Here is a 14710-nt window from a genome sequence, read left to right on the forward strand (position 1 = left end):
CTTCGCGGCGTGCGAGACGAAAGCGACTACGCTCTCCGGATAATGATACACCTCCGGCAGGAAATGACGCGGGCGGGGGAAGGAGCTGGGCCACGCGGCCCAGCATAGGAAAGCGGGGAATCACGACAGGCCGACGGGAGGCTCTCGTCCCGGCGACCAGGTCCATCGGTGGAGTGCTGTTAAGCCCCCGACTAGTCAGGTGAATAACCCTTTTCTCCGGAGGTGCTGTCCCGTCGGGTTCCTGCTACAGAAGGATTTATCCCCCGGAGTCCGCTTCCGCGCCCAAGGATGCGCTCTCCCCCGCTCGCCTCCCTCGCGTTGCTTCTCGGAGCCCTCCTCCTCTGGTCCTTCGCCCTCCCCGCCGCAGGGCAGTCCGGCGAGATGACCGTGACCGCGGACTACGAGCTCTTCGGCACGACGGCCCTAAACGGCGGCGGCCATGTCACCTGGACGCTCACCGGCGACGTCGCGCGCGAGTTCCGCGCCGACCTCGTCCACCTGTTCGACGAGTACGCCAAGATCCCTCAGGGGTTTGTCTACGGCGGCGACCCCACGAACGGGAACCACGACGGCGTGATCCAGGAACCGGAAGGCCGCGCCTACACGGACCGTCTCGAGAACGTCCTCGAGGGGAGCTACCCGAACGCCCAGACGGGCGGCACCCAGGTGGGCTACTTCCTCCTCGACCGGGCGAACCTGCTGGACAAGGACCTCGTGAACGGGTTCAACACGAGTACGACCGGGATCGTTGGGTCGAACGCGAACTCGACCGCGGATCTCCAGATCCGGTTCCTCTTCAACGGGGCCACAAACACGGGCGACGTGTCCATGCCCTTGTCCACGGAGGCGTACGCGCAAGCCCTGTTCCAGGTGTTCTCCATCGACGCCCGCCAGGCGGGCTCGTGGCCCCTCCAGCTCGCCGGTCGGGTGGGCAATGCCACCGTGGGCTGGCAGAGTCTCTACTACGACGCCACGCATCCCGCCGTCTTATGGGCCGGGAACTCGACGCAGTGTCCTTCGCCGACGACGAACTGCCGCTACGAGCCGCACTCGACGTTCGCCGCGCCGGCCGTCATGGACGGTACCCTCGGCGCGGGGGGCATCCCGCTCGATCTGCGTTTTGCGTCCTCGGCTTGGATTACGTTCAACTACACGGGGGCCGTCGCCACCGGGGACGAACTCCAAGTACAAGCAGCCCGTGACACTACGAACCTGACGTGGACCACCCTTGGACGAGGAATCCTTTCGGTTTACAACAATACCGCGCAGGGGGTGTGGCTGCCGATGGGCGTGGACATGACCTCGTACCTGGGACAGAAGGTTCGCCTCCGCCTGCTCTTCTCGGCACCCGGTGGCACGCCGCTCTCCGGCTTCTTCATTTCGAACTTTGCAATCCACGCACCCGCCACCTACCAAGGTCCCGTGCTCGAGTCCGACGCGCACTACCTGATCGGCACGATCAGCTTCTCGAACTTCAACGTGCCCTCGGGTAGCCCCACGCTCATCCGGACTCCGGGCGGCGAGATCCTGTGGTACTCGAGCGCCTACGACACGTCGAGCCTGGCTCCGGACACCGTGCGGTACACGGCGTTCGACGCCATGGAGAACCCGCAGGTCCTCTTCGTCGTGATGTGCGTCGCGGCGTACCTGATCTCTCGCTTCCAGGAGGTCGCGTACGACACGTACCGGGAGGCCCACCCGAGCGTCTACCGCCCCGCGGTGCACAAGGTGAAGTGGCTCCACTGGCTCGGGAAGGCGGCCATCCTGGTCCTCATTCTCTTCTACTTCATCCCTACCGCGCTTTTCGCGATCGGGGTGCGCGTGTACTTTAACGGCCCGGCCTACTTCTTCCTCGCGCTGACCCTCGCCCTCGGCCTGAGCTTCGGCACGCGAGCGTACTATCTCCAGATGCTCGAGCAGGCGCCACCGCCCGTCGCCCCGGAGACCGAGGAGACGGAGACGCCTTCCGCAGCCACCGAGGAGGGTCCCGCGCCCGAGCCCATCGGGCACTGCACGCACTGCCTCCGCACGATCCGCGACGGAGAGAAGACGTACGCGTGCTCCTGCGGCGCCCTGTATCACCTGGGCTGCGCGAGCGGGCTCATGCGGTGCTCGAACTGCCGCAAGCCCGTCGCGGGGCTCGAGACCATCGGCGAGCCTCGGTCCGTGTCCATGCGGTGCTCCGCATGCGGCGAGATCCAGACGATTCCCGAGGGCGTGGATGCGCGCACGATGACCTGCGCCTCTTGCGGGGGCAGCCTCCGGAGCCTGGACGCGGGCAAGCGCTACCTCCTGGTGGCGAGCAACCCTGCGATCGCGTTCCACTGGCTCGTGGACCTGGCCAAGGGAGGGAAGCCCGCCTTGGTCGTGACCAACGCAGCTCCGGAGCGCCTGCGGCTCGAGTTCGGCCTCAAGGATGTCCAGTTCGCCCAGGTCACTGCCCAGGTGGCCGGTGCGATCGATCCGAAGAGGCTCGACCCCACCGGGCTCAAGATGATCCTGCCGCTCACCCGGTCGGGGAAAGGCGGCGTGATTCTCTACGACGGCTTGGACCAGATCGTCGCGACCTCGTCCCTGGGCGACGTCGTCCGCTTCCTCCGGAAGGCGAACGACATGGCGTTCGTCCACCAGATTACGGTCATCGGCCGCGTGGGACCGGGCATTTTGGCCGAGGCGGAGATCGAACGCCTCGCCGCAGAGTTCGACGAGCTCTTGGACCTCTCCGCACGTCTATGAGTCCTCATCGGGTGGCCCCGTCCACCGCGGCCCGAGATCGTGCTCCACGCCGAGCTGATCTAGGATGCGTGCCACGACGAAGTCGATGAGATCCGTGACCTCCCCAGGCCGGCCGTAGAATCCTGGCGAGGCCGGAAGGACCACGACGCCCAGCCTGGCGAGCTTGAGGAGGTTCTCCAATGCGATTGCACTCACGGGCGTCTCTCGCGGAACGAGGATGAGCGTGCGCCTCTCCTTGAGTGCGACCGCAGCGGCACGCGTGACCAGGTTGTCCGCAATCCCGCCGGCGATCTTGGCCACGGTCGTCCCGCTGCAGGGGACCACGACGAGAGAGGAAAACCGGTGACTTCCTGACGCCGGGGCGGCGGCGAGGTCCTCCCCGCGGTACACCCGGTGTGCGCCTCGCGTGAACTCCTTCGGCGCCAGACCCGTTTCCAATTTGACGATCGTCTCGGCGTCCCGGGAGAGGATGACGTCCGCGCGCTTGCCGAGGACCTCGATGAGCCTCCGGGCGTAGGCTGCCCCCGAAGCTCCCGTGACCGCGACCAGGATCGGCGGCTGTCCTTCCATCTGCGGCCGGACGCGCTCGGAGCTAGATGAAGATTCCGCGGCGGGGAGCGCTCCGTGGCGGCCAAAACTATATGTCCCGTTCCGAGGTCGCGGCATCGTGGTCCGGGTCCGAGAGGCGACGACGAAGGATCTCGACCTCCTTGTTCGCCATCGGAGGAAGATGTTCGAGGAGATATCGGACGCGAGCGCCGCGGAGCTCGACCAGGTGGATCGCGCATACCGACGGTGGGCGCGGACTCGTCTGAACTCTCGCCGCTTCGTCGGGTTCTTGGTGGAGCGAGAGGACGGCCGCATCCCGTCGAGCGGGGGTCTCTGGCTCATGCCCCTGCCGCCTCGTCCCTGGACCCGCGGCGGTCGCGCTCCGTACCTGATGTCCATGTACACCGAGCGCGAAGAACGGGGGAAGGGGTACGCCACGCTCGTCGTCCGGGCCGCGGTCCGCTGGGCGGAGTCCCATGGGCATCAGGTGGTCATCCTCCACGCCACGGACGAGGGCAAGGGAATCTACGAACGTGCGGGCTTCCGCGCGACCTCGGAGATGCGACTGCGCTTGGACCGCTCTGCGGTGCTGACCCGCGGCACGAGGACGCCGCGGCGTCCGGAGGCCCGCCGTCGCAGGCGATGACCCAACCCAGAGGTCTCCCGTTCCGGAGCACGCAAGCCTTCAAATACGACCTCGATTTATGAAGGCGCTACTTCAACGAGTGTTCGCCATGACCACGGTCTACGATGTACCTCCGGGACTCCTCATCGAGCGGCTCAAGGACCAGCTCGAGAAGGAGGCGAAGATCAAGCCGCCGGAGTGGTCCAAGTTCTCCCGGACGGGCGTCCACACGGAGAAGGCGCCGGTCCAGCGGGACTGGTGGTACCGTCGTGTGGCCGCGGTCTTGCGGAAGGTCTACCTCCAGGGACCCGTGGGTTCGGCGCGCCTCGCCGCGGAGTTCGGCGGCCGTCGAGCGGACGGGAGCGCCCCGGCCCACCCCCGTCGCGGATCGCGGTCGGTTGCCCGCGAGGCCATGCAGCAGCTGGAGGCCCTCGGCTACCTCGCCAAGGCGGAAAAGCGGGGACGCACGATCACCGCCGCGGGCCGAAAGCTCTTGGACAAGCTGGCCCACGAGATCCTCCTCGAGATGGCCAGGTCGAACCCCGAGCTCATGAAGTACGCCGGAGGGCACTAGCCTATGTCGATGGACGACGATGAGCTGGACGCGATCCGGCGCCGCAAGCTCATGGAACTCCAGCAGGCCCAGGACCAGGCCGCGGCCCAGCAGCAGATGCGGGACCAGGCTCAGGCCCAACGGCAGCTCATCCTCCGTCAGATCCTCACGCCCGAGGCGCGGGAGCGGCTCGGACGCATCGAGCTCGCGTATCCCGACCTCGCGGACAACCTGGAGAACCAGCTCATCGCGCTGGCCCAGAGCGGGCGCGTACAGAAGGCGATCGACGACGCCACGCTAAAGCAGATCCTCGAGCGCGTGATGCCCAAGAAGCGCGAGATCAAGATTGAGAGGCGCTGACCGTGGCGAAGAACAAGCCGTACGCGAAGAAGCTCCGGCTCCTGCGCCGCGTGAAGTCGAACCGGCGCGTGCCGGCGTGGGTCATGCAGAGAACCAAGCGCGAGTTCACGCGGCACCCGAAGAAGCGCAGCTGGCGCCGCAACAAACTGAAGATGTGAGGCCATGGCGGGAGAAGAAGAGGAACGGATCCTGGTGATCCCCCTGCGCGCGGCCTGGGCGGCCTCCCGGACGGACCGCGCGCCCCGGGCGATCAAGGCGATCCGGCAGTACGTGAAGCGCCACCTGAAACCCGACCGGATCTTCATTGACGACGTGCTCAACGAGTTCATCTGGGCCCGCGGCCGCGAGCATCCGCCGCGCTCGGTCCGGGTCAAGGCAATCAAGTTCGAGGACGGTTCCGCCGTCGTTTCCCTGCCGGAGGACTGAGGGACCCGATTGCTGCGTCGCCTTGAGGTCAATGGCAACCCTTTCATCGGAGTGTTCTGCGCCGCGAGCGAGGACCTCCTGCTCCTGGATCCCGCCACGCCCAAGCCCGCGGTGCATTCGATCGGCGAGGCGCTCGGGGTCCGGCCGATCCCGACCACGGTGGCCGGCTCCACGGTCGTCGGCAGCCTGGTCGCGATGAACTCGAATGGCATCCTCACGTCTCCCTTCATCGAGGAGAGCGAGGCCGAGACGATCGGGACGCCCGTGTACCCGCTTCCCCACCGCTTGAGTGCGGTGTGCAACAACGTGCTCTGCAACGACCACGGTGCGGTGGTCCATCCGGGCTACGACGACGATGCCCTCGAGGTGATTTCCGGGGCCCTGGGGGTCCCTGCGACCCGAGGCACGATCGCGGGCGTACGGACCGTGGGCGCGGTGGCCGTCGCGACGAACAAGGGTGTCCTCTGCCACCCCCATGCGCGGCCCGGGGAAATGGAGGTCCTGAAGGAGATCCTGCACGTGCCCGTCGCGATCACGACGGCCAACTACGGTTCCGCGCTCGTGGGCGCATGCATGGTCGCGAACTCCAAAGGGGCCGTCGTGGGCTCCAAGACCACGCCCATCGAGCTGGGGCGGATCGAGGAGGGTCTGGGCTACTACTGAGTGCTCGGCCATTTCAGAACCGTTGCAGAAGTTACATATAGCCTCGGGCGACTTTGGAAATCGTCCGATGAAGACTTTGGTCTTGTGTGTGGACCGGGATGACGACATCGGGGTCAAGACCGGGATCAAGGGCCCCCTGATCGGCCGGGAGGACAACCTCTCCACGGCCATGAAGCTCGGCCTCGCGGATCCTGAGGACTCCGACCTCAACGCGATGCTCTCCGCGGTCAACATGTTCGACGGCCTCGTCAAGGAGGGCGCCGACGTGGAGATCGCCACGATCTGCGGGGACGTCCGCGTAGGTGCGACCTCGGACACCATCCTGACCCAGCAGCTGGACCGCGTCCTCGAGGAGGTGCGCCCGGACCGGGTGTTCCTGGTCTCCGACGGGGCCGAGGACGAGGCGTTCGCGCCCATTCTGAGCTCCCGGATCCGAATCGACCACGTGCGTCGGGTATTCGTCCGGCAGACCCCGGGCGCGGAATCCCTGTACTACGTGTTCTCGAAGCAGATGCGGAACCCCAAGGTCCGCCGCAAGGTCATCGCGCCCCTAGGCCTCGTTCTCTTCCTGTTCGGGCTCATCGACTTCTTCGACCCGTACGCCGCACCCGCCTTGGTCCTGATCTTCGCGGGCGTGTACCTGATCCTGATCTCATTGCCGTTCAACAGCGTCCGCGACGTGTACCGCGCCATGGGCGACTACTACGAAGGCGTGCGGGCGAACGCGGCCTCGGGAGACGTCTCCATCTTCTTCACCGCGGGCGCGATCTTCCTCGTCATCGCGGGGGTCGCCTTCGGGTTCGACCTGGCGCGCAAGACGCCGGGCACGGACCTTCTGCTCCAGACCCTCTCCTTCATCCTGGGGGCCGTCTGGTGGTGCGTGCTCGCGGCGCTCGTGTTCGAGGGAGGAAAGACGCTCACGGCGTACTTCAAGCACGGCCGCGTGCCGCGGCACGTGATCGCGGTCGCGGGAACCTTCGTCGCCCTGGGGCTCATCGTCCTCGCCTCCATCCAGGGCCTCCAGGTCATCGTGGGCGAGGCCACCTCGCCCCTTTCCCTCGTCCTCATCTACCTGAGCATCGCCCTCGCGGTGCTGCTCGTCGTCGCGACGGGCCTCTCGTACCGGACGCGCGCGGAGCAGCCCATGGAGGACGGCTGGCGGCACTGAGCGACGAGGTCCCCACCCATGGAGTTCGAGGACTGGGAGCCCTTCTACGTTCAGATCGTCGAAGACCTCGGGCTCTCGCCCGCGGAGGACGAGGCCGTGGCGGCCGAACTCGACCGGCTCCTCGGTGGAAAGCGCGTGCCTCCGGGCGAGTTGCGGGCGCTCTTCAGGGGCAAAACCGTAACCGTCGCGGGGAACGGGCCCACCCTGGCGTCCGAGATGGACCGTGTGGAGGGCGTCCTGGTGACCGCGGACGAGGCCACCTCCGTCGCGCTGGCCCAGGACCACCTCCCCGATGTGCTCGTCACGGACCTCGACGGGAACGTCCCGGACCAGGTGCGCGCGAACGCCCAGGGGGCCGTGGCCGTCATCCTGGGGCACGGTGACAACGGACCCGCGATCCGCAGGTGGGCACCGCGGTTTCACGGCCGCACCGTGGCGACCACGCAGTCGCGGCCCACCGGCCGCCTCTTCGACTTCGGCGGCTTCACGGACGGAGACCGGGCCGTGTGCCTCGCGGATCACTTCGGCGCCAAGGAGATCCGTCTCCTGGGGTGGGACTTCGAGCATCCCAGCGTCAAGGACGAGGACCCGGAGCGGAAGCGGCGCAAGCTGGACTGGGCCTACATCCTCCTGCAGAACCTGGATCGGCCCGAGTTCGAGCTGTGATCAGAACTTGGGCTGGGCCTTCAGGTAGCGCCAGCTCAGGACCGGGTCGCGGGCCGCCTGGACCTCGTCCACCCGGGAGACCGCGGTGTTGTGGGGCGCGGAGTGCAGGAGCGCAGGATCTTCCTTCGTAATCTGGATGAGGGTGTCGGCGAACGCGTCGAGGGTCGCGCGGGTCTCCGTTTCCGTGGGCTCGATCATGAGCGCCTCCTCGACGAGGTGGGGGAAGTACACCGTGGGCGGGTGGTAGCCGAAGTCCATGAGCCGCTTCGCCACGTCCGTGGTCTTGACGCCCTTGGCCGCGAGCTTGGCCCCGCTCGCGACGAACTCGTGCTTGCGGAGGCCGCTGAAGGGCACCTCGAGGGCTCCCTGGACCCGATGCTTCACGTAGTTCGCATTCAGGACCGCACGCTCCGAGGCGCGGGTGAGCCCGTCCCCTCCCTGCCGCAGGATGTATGCGTACGCGCGGACCAGGAGGGCGAAGTTCCCGTACCAGGCGCGGACCATGCCGATGGATTTGGGGCGGTGGTAGTCCAGGTGGTACATGGAGCTGTCGAAGGTGACCACGGGCACGGGGAGGAACGGTTCCAGGGGCGCCTTGACACCGACGGGACCCGCGCCCGGGCCGCCGCCGCCGTGCGGGGTCGTGAACGTCTTGTGGAGGTTGAAGTGGACGATGTCGAAGTTCATGAGCCCCGGCGAGGTCTTCCCCATGATCGCGTTCAGGTTCGCGCCGTCGTAGTAGAGGAGCCCGCCCACTTGGTGGACGATGTCCGCCACGTCGATGATGTGGTCCTCGAAGATCCCCAGCGTGTTCGGATTCGTGATCATGAAGGCGAGGGTCTTGTCCCCGACCGCGCGCTTGAGCGCGCTCAGGTCGACCCGGCCGTCCACGGAAGCGATCTCCACGATGTCGAAGCCCGCCATGCCCGCGCTCGCAAAGTTCGTCCCGTGCGCTGTGTCGGGAACGATGATCTGCTGGCGGTGCTCCCCCTTGTCGTGGTTGTACGCCTGGGCGAGGAGCAACCCGGTGAACTCCCCTTGGGCGCCCGCGGCCGGCTGGAGCGTGACCGCGTCCATCCCCGCGATCGTGGCAAGGGACTGCTGGAGCTCGTGCATCAGGCGGAGGGCTCCCTGGATCGTGGATTCGTCCTGGTCCGGGTGCACGCGGGCAACCGTGGGCAGGGAGGCGAGCTCCTCCGCGTACTTCGGGTTGAACTTCATCGTGCAGGATCCGAGCGGATAGAAGCCCGTGTCGATCGAGAAATTCATCTGGGATAGTCGGGTGTAGTGCCGGACCACCTCGTGCTCGGGGAGGTTCGGCAGGCTGAGCCGGTCCCTCTAGAGACCCGGAGGCACGAGGCCCGTGAGGTCGACGGGTTCCGCGTCCGCGGACGGTTGCTCGAAGAGGAGCGGCTCCTCGTAGAACGCCTGGCGGAACTTCATCGGATCGACCTCAACGCCTCGACGAGGCGGTCCAGGTCGTGCTTCGTGTGCCGCTCTGTGACCGCGAAGAGCGCGAAGTCCCGGAGCTCACGGAGGTGGCGCGCATGCTGCATCCCGCCGTGGAGCCCCCTCGCGAGGAGCGCGCGGTGGACGGCTTCGTAGCCGCCCTGGTATCGCACCGTGAACTCGTTGAAGTGGGCGCCTTCGAAGAGCGGGGCCTCGAAGCCCGGGATCGCGCGGATCGCCGCGGCGAGATCCTTGGCCTTCCGCATGCACTCGACGGCCACCCGACGAAGTCCGTTGGCGCCCAGGACGGCCATGTACGCGGCGGAGGCGACGGCCATGAGGGACTCGTTCGTGCAGATGTTGCTCATCGCCTTCTCGCGGCGAATGTGCTGCTCCCGCGTCTGGAGGGTCATGCAGAACGCCCGGTGGCCTTCCGCGTCCTTGGTGAGGCCGATGACCCGGCCGGGCATCTTGCGCACGTGCTCCTGGCGGCACGCGAAGATCCCCAAGAGCGGTCCGCCAAAATTCACCGCGTTCCCGAGGGCTTGGCCCTCGCCGATCACGATGTCCGCGCCAAAGTCCGCGGGTTTCTTGACCACGGCCTGCGCGATGGGGTTGATCCCAACGACGAGGGGGACGTCCGTCGCGGTGCGGATCTCCGCGAGCTGCTCCTCGAGCCGCCCGAAGAAGTTCGGGTTCTCCACGTAGAGCCCGCACACGTCCTCGGACAGGTGCTGCTTCAAGTCCGCGAGGTCCAGCATCCCGGTCGCGCGGTCGTACTCGACCTCCTTGACGAGGATCCCGCTGCCCCACGTGTAGTTCCCGAGGACCGTGCGGCGGTGCCACCGAAGGGCGCGCGGCACCAGGAAGATCTTGCCGTTGTGGATTCGCCGCGCCATCCGTGCGGCCTCGCCCAACGCGGTCGACGCGTCGTACATGGACGTGTTCGCCGCGTCCATCCCGGTGAGGTCGCAGATCATGCTCTGGTACTCCCAGAGGGTCTGGAGGATCCCTTGGCTCACCTCGGGCTGGTACGGGGTGTAGGACGTGTAGAATTCCGCGCGGGACGTGATGGCACGCACGCTCGCGGGGACGAAGTGGTCGTAGAGGCCGGCACCCAGGAACGTGGGCATGTCCGCCATGGTCCGGTTCGCGGAGAGCATCTCCGTGATCCGCGCGACGACCTCCTGCTCGGACAGGCCCGGCGGCAGGGGCAGGCCGCTCATCCGGACCGCGGGCGGGATGTCCGAGAAGAGATCCTCGACGCTCCGCAATCCCATCGTGCGGAGCATGTCCGCCTCATCGGACGCCATGCGGGGCCGTGCAAATGGAATGGCACCCTTAAAGCTTTGGAACCGAGGAGCGCGATCGCGGCGTTGTCACCCGGAGGAGGCGCCTCCGGAGACGACGGAGAGTACGCGGATGCGCTCGCGGTCGACGAGGGGCTCGTCCAAGGGGATGGGCGTGTCCCCCCTCACGACGAGGTGGGCGTCCACCGCCAGGTTCAGGCGTCGCAGCAAGTCGAATCCGGTGGCCGAGTCCGGAAGATCGACCGCCTCCGACTTCCGCGCTTGGACCAGTTCGGCGGTGACGATCATCGTGCGATGCGAACGGCCTCCCCAGCCTTAAGACCTCGCAAGGCCGGGGCTCCGAGACGGAACGCTTATGGGAAACCTGACCTTCCTGTGCGCCGTCTGCCCAGGTCGCGAAGCTCGGAATCGCGGCGGTCTCGAAAACCGCTGGCCGCAAGGCCGCGCAGGTTCAAATCCTGCCCTGGGCGCTTGACCCATAGGGTCGGTGCACTTTGACGCCCCGGCCTCTTCCCGGTAGTAGCCCACGCTCTCCGCACTGCCTGTCCCCCGCATGCCCGCCCGCGAGGGCGGGCACCTTCCCCGAGGCCGTGACAAACTGTCTCCCTCTACTCGGCTGGGGACACCGTCCTACCTGAAGCAGGACTCCGGCGGACCAGCCTGCCAGAGAGGGCATGACCGCCCCTGACGGCTAGGTACACTCCGAACGTGATGCTCACGATGAAGAAGCTCACGGGGTACGGCTCGTACCAAGAGATGAAGAGCCCCAGCCAGGTCGCGGACAGGGCTACCAGAATCGAGATCACGACTGCGTACAGTGGCCGCTTGGTGAGCCGGACCGCGGCCGCTGCCGGCGTGACCATCAAGGCGAAGATCAGGAGGACCCCGATGACCTGAACCGCGATCGAGATGGTGACCGCGAGCAGGATCATGAACACCACGCCGAGGAGGAGCATGGGCATTCCCTTCGCCTCCGCCACGTCCTCGTCGAGCGAGGCGAACAGGAGGGGGCGGTAGATGAGCGCGAAGACCGCCAAGACCGCCAGGCTGGCCTCGAGCGTGAACACCACGCCGCCCGTGCTGATGCCGAGCACTTCGCCGAAGAGAATCGAGTAGGCTTCCGTGGCGTATCCGGTGTACAGGCTGAGGAAGAGCAGGCCGACGCCGAGGGCGAAGGCGAGGACAGTCCCGATCTCCACATCCCGACGCGCGGCGCGGGGACCGAGGAGGGCGAAACCGGTCCCCGTGGCGGTCGTGAAGAGGAGGAGGCCGTAGATGGGGTTCACTCCGAAGAGTATGGCGCCCGCCGCTCCGGAGAAGCCCGTGTGACCAAGGGCGTGGGTCGCAAACGCGGAGCGACGCAGGATGACGAAGTAGCCCACGATCCCCGCGACGATCGCGATGATGGTCCCGGCCTCGAACGCATTGCGCATGAACGCATACGCCCACATCTCCTGAAGGTCCGCGACGAGGTTCCAGCTGAAGCTCATCCAGTCTCCTCCCCGTGCAGATCTTCTCCGCCCACGATCACGAGGTTGTCCCGCGAGTCCCGGAGAACTTCCACGGGAACCCCATAGAGGGCCGTGAGGCTCTCCGAAGTCAACACCTTCTCTGGCGCGCCCGTGGCCACGTGGCCGTTGGCGATGTAGATCACCTTGTCGAGGCACTGGATGAGGGGATTGATGTCGTGGGCCACAAGGAGGGTCGCGACGTTCCGGGTCTTGACCAGCCCGTGGATCAGATGGACCAGGTCCCGGCTGCGCCGGAGGTCGAGATTGGAGAGCGGCTCATCCAGCAGCAGGAGCTCGGGGTGGCCCACAAGGGCCTCCGCGAGGAACACCCGCTGCAGCTCACCGCCGGACAAGGAGCCGAGGGGCTTGTTCGCCAGATCGGCCGCGCCCACGGCTTGGAGCGCGTCCGCGGCAGCCTCCTTCTCCGTTCGTGAGGACAGGCTTGGGCCCCACCGGGTCCCTGAGAAGCCCAGGCGGACGAGGACCTCGGCTTCGATGTGAGTCTCATTGTCGATTGTGTGGCGCTGGGGGACGTAGCCGATCTTCGCATTCCCGCGGCGGGGGGACGAATCGAACACCCTCAGGCTGCCTCCCCGCGGACGGTGAAGCCCGAGAAGCAGGCGGAACAGGGTGGTCTTCCCGGCGCCGTTAGGGCCGATCACGGCCACGAACTCGCCCCGATGGATGTCGAAGTTGGCGTCTTGCCAGACGGTTCGGCCTGCGTATCCTACGTCCAGGTGCTCCGCCTGGACGATCCCGGAAGCCGCGGGCGCCGCCGGCGGCCTCATTGCCCCAGCGCCTTCGCGTTGAGCGCGTTCTGCAAGTTCAGCAACTCAGCGTTGAACCAGACCTGGAACGTGACGTCGGGCGGCTGGATGGTCTCAGTGACCGCGACCACTGTGACGTTGTACTGGACGGCAATCTGCTTCATCTGCGTCGTGATCGGCGAGACGGTCTGCGCATTGTAGACGAGCACGCTAACGTTCCCGCTCTCGAGCTGGTTCTGGAACTCCACAACACTCGATGCGGGCGGGTCGTTCCCCTCCGCCACGGCCTCCATGAACGCCGGGGGAGAGACCAGGGCCAGGTTGGTTGCGTTGGCCAAGTACACGAAGATGTCCTCGGTGGCGGCCACTTCCGTGCCCGCGAACTTGGCCTTGATGATGGCCACACGGGCATACAAGTCCCCGAGGGAAACGTTAAGCGACGCGTACTGCTGCTGGAAGTATTGCGTGTCCGTAGGGGCGATGGACGCGAGGTCGGTGAACATCTGCCGCACGGTGATGTTCACGTAGGTGGGGCTGTACCAGAAGTGGGGGTTGCCGCCGGAGGGGACGCCTAACACGTTCTGGACGTTCAACACAACCTGATTGGGCGTGGCGCTGGCGTTGATGAGCTGCTGGCACCACGTGTCATATCCCTCTCCGTTTTCGATAACAAGCTGCGCATCCGCGACTGCCCGCGCATCGGACGTGTTCGCCTCGTATTCATGCGGGTCGGCGTTAGGGTCTGAGACGATGCTCGTCACGCTGACATGGGTTCCGCCCATCTGGGAGATGAGGCTTCCCCAGAAGTTCTCCGCAGCGACGACGTGAATCACGCTCGAGTCGGAGCGGGAGGGGCCCCCCAATAGCGCGAATCCCACCACGCCCACAGCAAGAATGGCCACGAGCGTGACCGCGACCAGCTTCCACATCTTGTTCATACGACCTTCCTCCGGGGCCTGCGCCTACCCAGCCCGCGCCGAGGCGCGGCATTCGGTGATTGGCTCTCCGTGGGGACATGCGGTGGGGTGCTGCTCCACGCGGCAGATCTCGTCGACCGTCCGATGCGACATCGCCAGATCGATTTCGCGAGCCGCCGCGCACGTCTCTGCCGGGGCGAGGCCCAGGCTGCCGAAGAGAGTCTCGGCGACGCGGTGGTGCCGACGGTACTCCTCGAGCGTGCGGCGACCCTTGTCCGTCAGCCGGCTCTTGCCGCGGTGGCGCGCGACGAGTCCGAATCCCTCGAGCAGTGTAAGGTGGCCGAGTGCGGAGGGGGCGGTGACCCCGAGCGCAGAGGCGATGTGCTTAAGCGAGACTCCCCGCTCCGGCGTCTCCTTGACCGAGATGACCTGGAGGGCGTCCACCTGCCGACGGGTCAGTCTCTGAAGCGTCTCCATGGCGGACCATTAACGGTGGGTCGAATATATAGCTGACCCTAATTATTAGGTGCGCCTAATTGCTGCTGCTTCCTGCCCTGGGCGCTATCCCCATGCCTTTGGTACAAGATTCGCACGTTGAGGTTCCCCAAGAGTTCCCTGTTCCCTTCCGGCCGAGTCGGGAAGCGATGGGACGGAGGCGGGGGTACACGCCGAGGCGGGGGTACACGCCGAGGCGGGCGTCACGGTCGCTCGAAGATGCACCATTTCCAATCAGGCGACTCAATCCATTTGGTCTTTCCAAGGTTCATGCGTGGGTAGCCCTCGAAAACAACGTCCTCGATGTCGTCAGGGGTGTACCCACTCGGGACCGAGACGAACTCGCAGAAGTCGCCCCCAGAGTAGACGAAGCGCCTCCCGTCACGTAACACGAACGTGACGACGAAGCCACCCATGCGCGTCTCCCCGTGCTGATACATCCGTTTCTCGATGGCAATGGGCGTCTTGGACGGACTGGCCTTCACCGCCTTCACGGACTCCACGTCAATGAAAGG

Annotated in this window: 18 protein-coding genes and 1 tRNA gene; 10 read left to right on the forward strand and 9 right to left on the reverse strand. The window is 66.4% G+C overall.

From position 1 onward, the window contains the following. The first annotated feature begins 288 nt into the window (after window positions 1-288). The gene (locus VEY12_05785) at window positions 289-2736 is read left to right on the forward strand and encodes a DUF835 domain-containing protein (GenBank protein ID HYM39640.1); all 2448 of its coding nucleotides are present in this window, start codon (window positions 289-291) and stop codon (window positions 2734-2736) included. Here VEY12_05785 and VEY12_05790 read toward each other — a convergent pair. Further along, entirely contained in the window at window positions 2731-3306 is a 576-nt protein-coding gene (locus tag VEY12_05790; protein HYM39641.1) for a UbiX family flavin prenyltransferase, read from the reverse strand. The genes VEY12_05785 and VEY12_05790 overlap by 6 nt on opposite strands. A gap of 97 nt (window positions 3307-3403) precedes the next feature. Between VEY12_05790 and VEY12_05795 the strand changes: the two genes are divergently transcribed. The 8 genes from VEY12_05795 (at window position 3404) to VEY12_05830 (ending at window position 7746) form a co-directional block, all read left to right on the forward strand. Then, a complete protein-coding gene (locus VEY12_05795) occupies window positions 3404-3931 on the forward strand; it encodes a GNAT family N-acetyltransferase (GenBank protein ID HYM39642.1) in 528 nt (175 codons plus the stop codon). An 88-nt stretch (window positions 3932-4019) separates the two neighbouring features. Continuing rightward, window positions 4020-4484, forward strand: coding sequence for a 30S ribosomal protein S19e (locus tag VEY12_05800; GenBank protein ID HYM39643.1), 465 nt, complete (start codon window positions 4020-4022; stop codon window positions 4482-4484). Window positions 4485-4493: 9 nt separating this feature from the next. Then, a complete protein-coding gene (locus VEY12_05805; protein ID HYM39644.1) occupies window positions 4494-4823 on the forward strand; it encodes a DNA-binding protein in 330 nt (109 codons plus the stop codon). A gap of 2 nt (window positions 4824-4825) precedes the next feature. Continuing rightward, window positions 4826-4981 (forward strand): 50S ribosomal protein L39e, encoded by a 156-nt coding sequence (locus tag VEY12_05810; GenBank protein ID HYM39645.1) that lies wholly within the window; start codon window positions 4826-4828, stop codon window positions 4979-4981. A 4-nt stretch (window positions 4982-4985) separates the two neighbouring features. Further along, on the forward strand, window positions 4986-5249 hold the full coding sequence (locus tag VEY12_05815; protein HYM39646.1) for a 50S ribosomal protein L31e: 264 nt from the start codon (window positions 4986-4988) through the stop codon (window positions 5247-5249). A gap of 9 nt (window positions 5250-5258) precedes the next feature. Next, window positions 5259-5912: a translation initiation factor IF-6 gene (locus tag VEY12_05820; protein ID HYM39647.1), complete on the forward strand. Its 654-nt coding sequence runs from the start codon at window positions 5259-5261 to the stop codon at window positions 5910-5912. 67 nt (window positions 5913-5979) lie between these two features. Beyond that, a complete protein-coding gene (locus tag VEY12_05825) occupies window positions 5980-7080 on the forward strand; it encodes a DUF373 family protein (GenBank protein HYM39648.1) in 1101 nt (366 codons plus the stop codon). 18 nt (window positions 7081-7098) lie between these two features. Next, on the forward strand, window positions 7099-7746 hold the full coding sequence (locus tag VEY12_05830; GenBank protein HYM39649.1) for a 6-hydroxymethylpterin diphosphokinase MptE-like protein: 648 nt from the start codon (window positions 7099-7101) through the stop codon (window positions 7744-7746). On the opposite strand, the gene gcvPB is transcribed toward VEY12_05830, so the two are convergent. The 3 genes from gcvPB to VEY12_05845 form a co-directional block, all read right to left on the reverse strand. After that, window positions 7747-9069, reverse strand: a complete 1323-nt coding sequence (gene gcvPB, locus VEY12_05835; GenBank protein ID HYM39650.1) for an aminomethyl-transferring glycine dehydrogenase subunit GcvPB — start codon at window positions 9067-9069, stop codon at window positions 7747-7749. Window positions 9070-9185: 116 nt separating this feature from the next. Continuing rightward, window positions 9186-10508, reverse strand: a complete 1323-nt coding sequence (gcvPA, locus tag VEY12_05840) for an aminomethyl-transferring glycine dehydrogenase subunit GcvPA (GenBank protein ID HYM39651.1) — start codon at window positions 10506-10508, stop codon at window positions 9186-9188. Window positions 10509-10574: 66 nt separating this feature from the next. After that, window positions 10575-10793, reverse strand: coding sequence for a thiamine biosynthesis protein ThiS (locus VEY12_05845; protein HYM39652.1), 219 nt, complete (start codon window positions 10791-10793; stop codon window positions 10575-10577). A 98-nt stretch (window positions 10794-10891) separates the two neighbouring features. Between VEY12_05845 and VEY12_05850 the strand changes: the two genes are divergently transcribed. Continuing rightward, window positions 10892-10975, forward strand: a tRNA-Ser gene (locus VEY12_05850). A 138-nt stretch (window positions 10976-11113) separates the two neighbouring features. Here VEY12_05850 and VEY12_05855 read toward each other — a convergent pair. The 5 genes from VEY12_05855 to VEY12_05875 form a co-directional block, all read right to left on the reverse strand. Then, on the reverse strand, window positions 11114-11995 hold the full coding sequence (locus tag VEY12_05855; GenBank protein HYM39653.1) for a metal ABC transporter permease: 882 nt from the start codon (window positions 11993-11995) through the stop codon (window positions 11114-11116). Further along, window positions 11992-12804 carry an ATP-binding cassette domain-containing protein gene (locus VEY12_05860; GenBank protein ID HYM39654.1) on the reverse strand — a complete coding sequence of 271 codons (813 nt, stop codon included), beginning with the start codon at window positions 12802-12804 and terminating at the stop codon, window positions 11992-11994. Before VEY12_05860 ends, VEY12_05855 begins: the two co-directional genes overlap by 4 nt. Next, window positions 12801-13721, reverse strand: a complete 921-nt coding sequence (locus tag VEY12_05865; GenBank protein HYM39655.1) for a zinc ABC transporter substrate-binding protein — start codon at window positions 13719-13721, stop codon at window positions 12801-12803. Before VEY12_05865 ends, VEY12_05860 begins: the two co-directional genes overlap by 4 nt. A 24-nt stretch (window positions 13722-13745) precedes the next feature. After that, window positions 13746-14177, reverse strand: coding sequence for a metal-dependent transcriptional regulator (locus VEY12_05870; protein HYM39656.1), 432 nt, complete (start codon window positions 14175-14177; stop codon window positions 13746-13748). 221 nt (window positions 14178-14398) lie between these two features. Continuing rightward, on the reverse strand, window positions 14399-14710 hold a 312-nt coding region (locus tag VEY12_05875), incomplete at its 5' end, for a hypothetical protein (GenBank protein HYM39657.1).

It is taken from the genome of Thermoplasmata archaeon, assembly GCA_035632695.1.
Classification (GTDB): Archaea; Thermoplasmatota; Thermoplasmata; order RBG-16-68-12; family RBG-16-68-12; genus RBG-16-68-12.

Bases quoted from the DNA above. Each gene is read 5' to 3' on its own strand.
- VEY12_05785 (HYM39640.1), top strand. From the start codon at position 289: ATGCGCTCTCCCCCGCTCGCCTCCCTCGCGTTGCTTCTCGGAGCCCTC.
- VEY12_05790 (HYM39641.1), bottom strand. From the start codon at position 3,306: ATGGAAGGACAGCCGCCGATCCTGGTCGCGGTCACGGGAGCTTCGGGG.
- VEY12_05800 (HYM39643.1), top strand. From the start codon at position 4,020: ATGACCACGGTCTACGATGTACCTCCGGGACTCCTCATCGAGCGGCTC.
- VEY12_05805 (HYM39644.1), top strand. From the start codon at position 4,494: ATGGACGACGATGAGCTGGACGCGATCCGGCGCCGCAAGCTCATGGAA.
- VEY12_05815 (HYM39646.1), top strand. From the start codon at position 4,986: ATGGCGGGAGAAGAAGAGGAACGGATCCTGGTGATCCCCCTGCGCGCG.
- VEY12_05825 (HYM39648.1), top strand. From the start codon at position 5,980: ATGAAGACTTTGGTCTTGTGTGTGGACCGGGATGACGACATCGGGGTC.
- VEY12_05830 (HYM39649.1), top strand. From the start codon at position 7,099: ATGGAGTTCGAGGACTGGGAGCCCTTCTACGTTCAGATCGTCGAAGAC.
- gcvPA (HYM39651.1), bottom strand. From the start codon at position 10,508: ATGGCGTCCGATGAGGCGGACATGCTCCGCACGATGGGATTGCGGAGC.
- VEY12_05845 (HYM39652.1), bottom strand. From the start codon at position 10,793: ATGATCGTCACCGCCGAACTGGTCCAAGCGCGGAAGTCGGAGGCGGTC.
- VEY12_05855 (HYM39653.1), bottom strand. From the start codon at position 11,995: ATGAGCTTCAGCTGGAACCTCGTCGCGGACCTTCAGGAGATGTGGGCG.
- VEY12_05860 (HYM39654.1), bottom strand. From the start codon at position 12,804: ATGAGGCCGCCGGCGGCGCCCGCGGCTTCCGGGATCGTCCAGGCGGAG.
- VEY12_05865 (HYM39655.1), bottom strand. From the start codon at position 13,721: ATGAACAAGATGTGGAAGCTGGTCGCGGTCACGCTCGTGGCCATTCTT.
- VEY12_05870 (HYM39656.1), bottom strand. From the start codon at position 14,177: ATGGAGACGCTTCAGAGACTGACCCGTCGGCAGGTGGACGCCCTCCAG.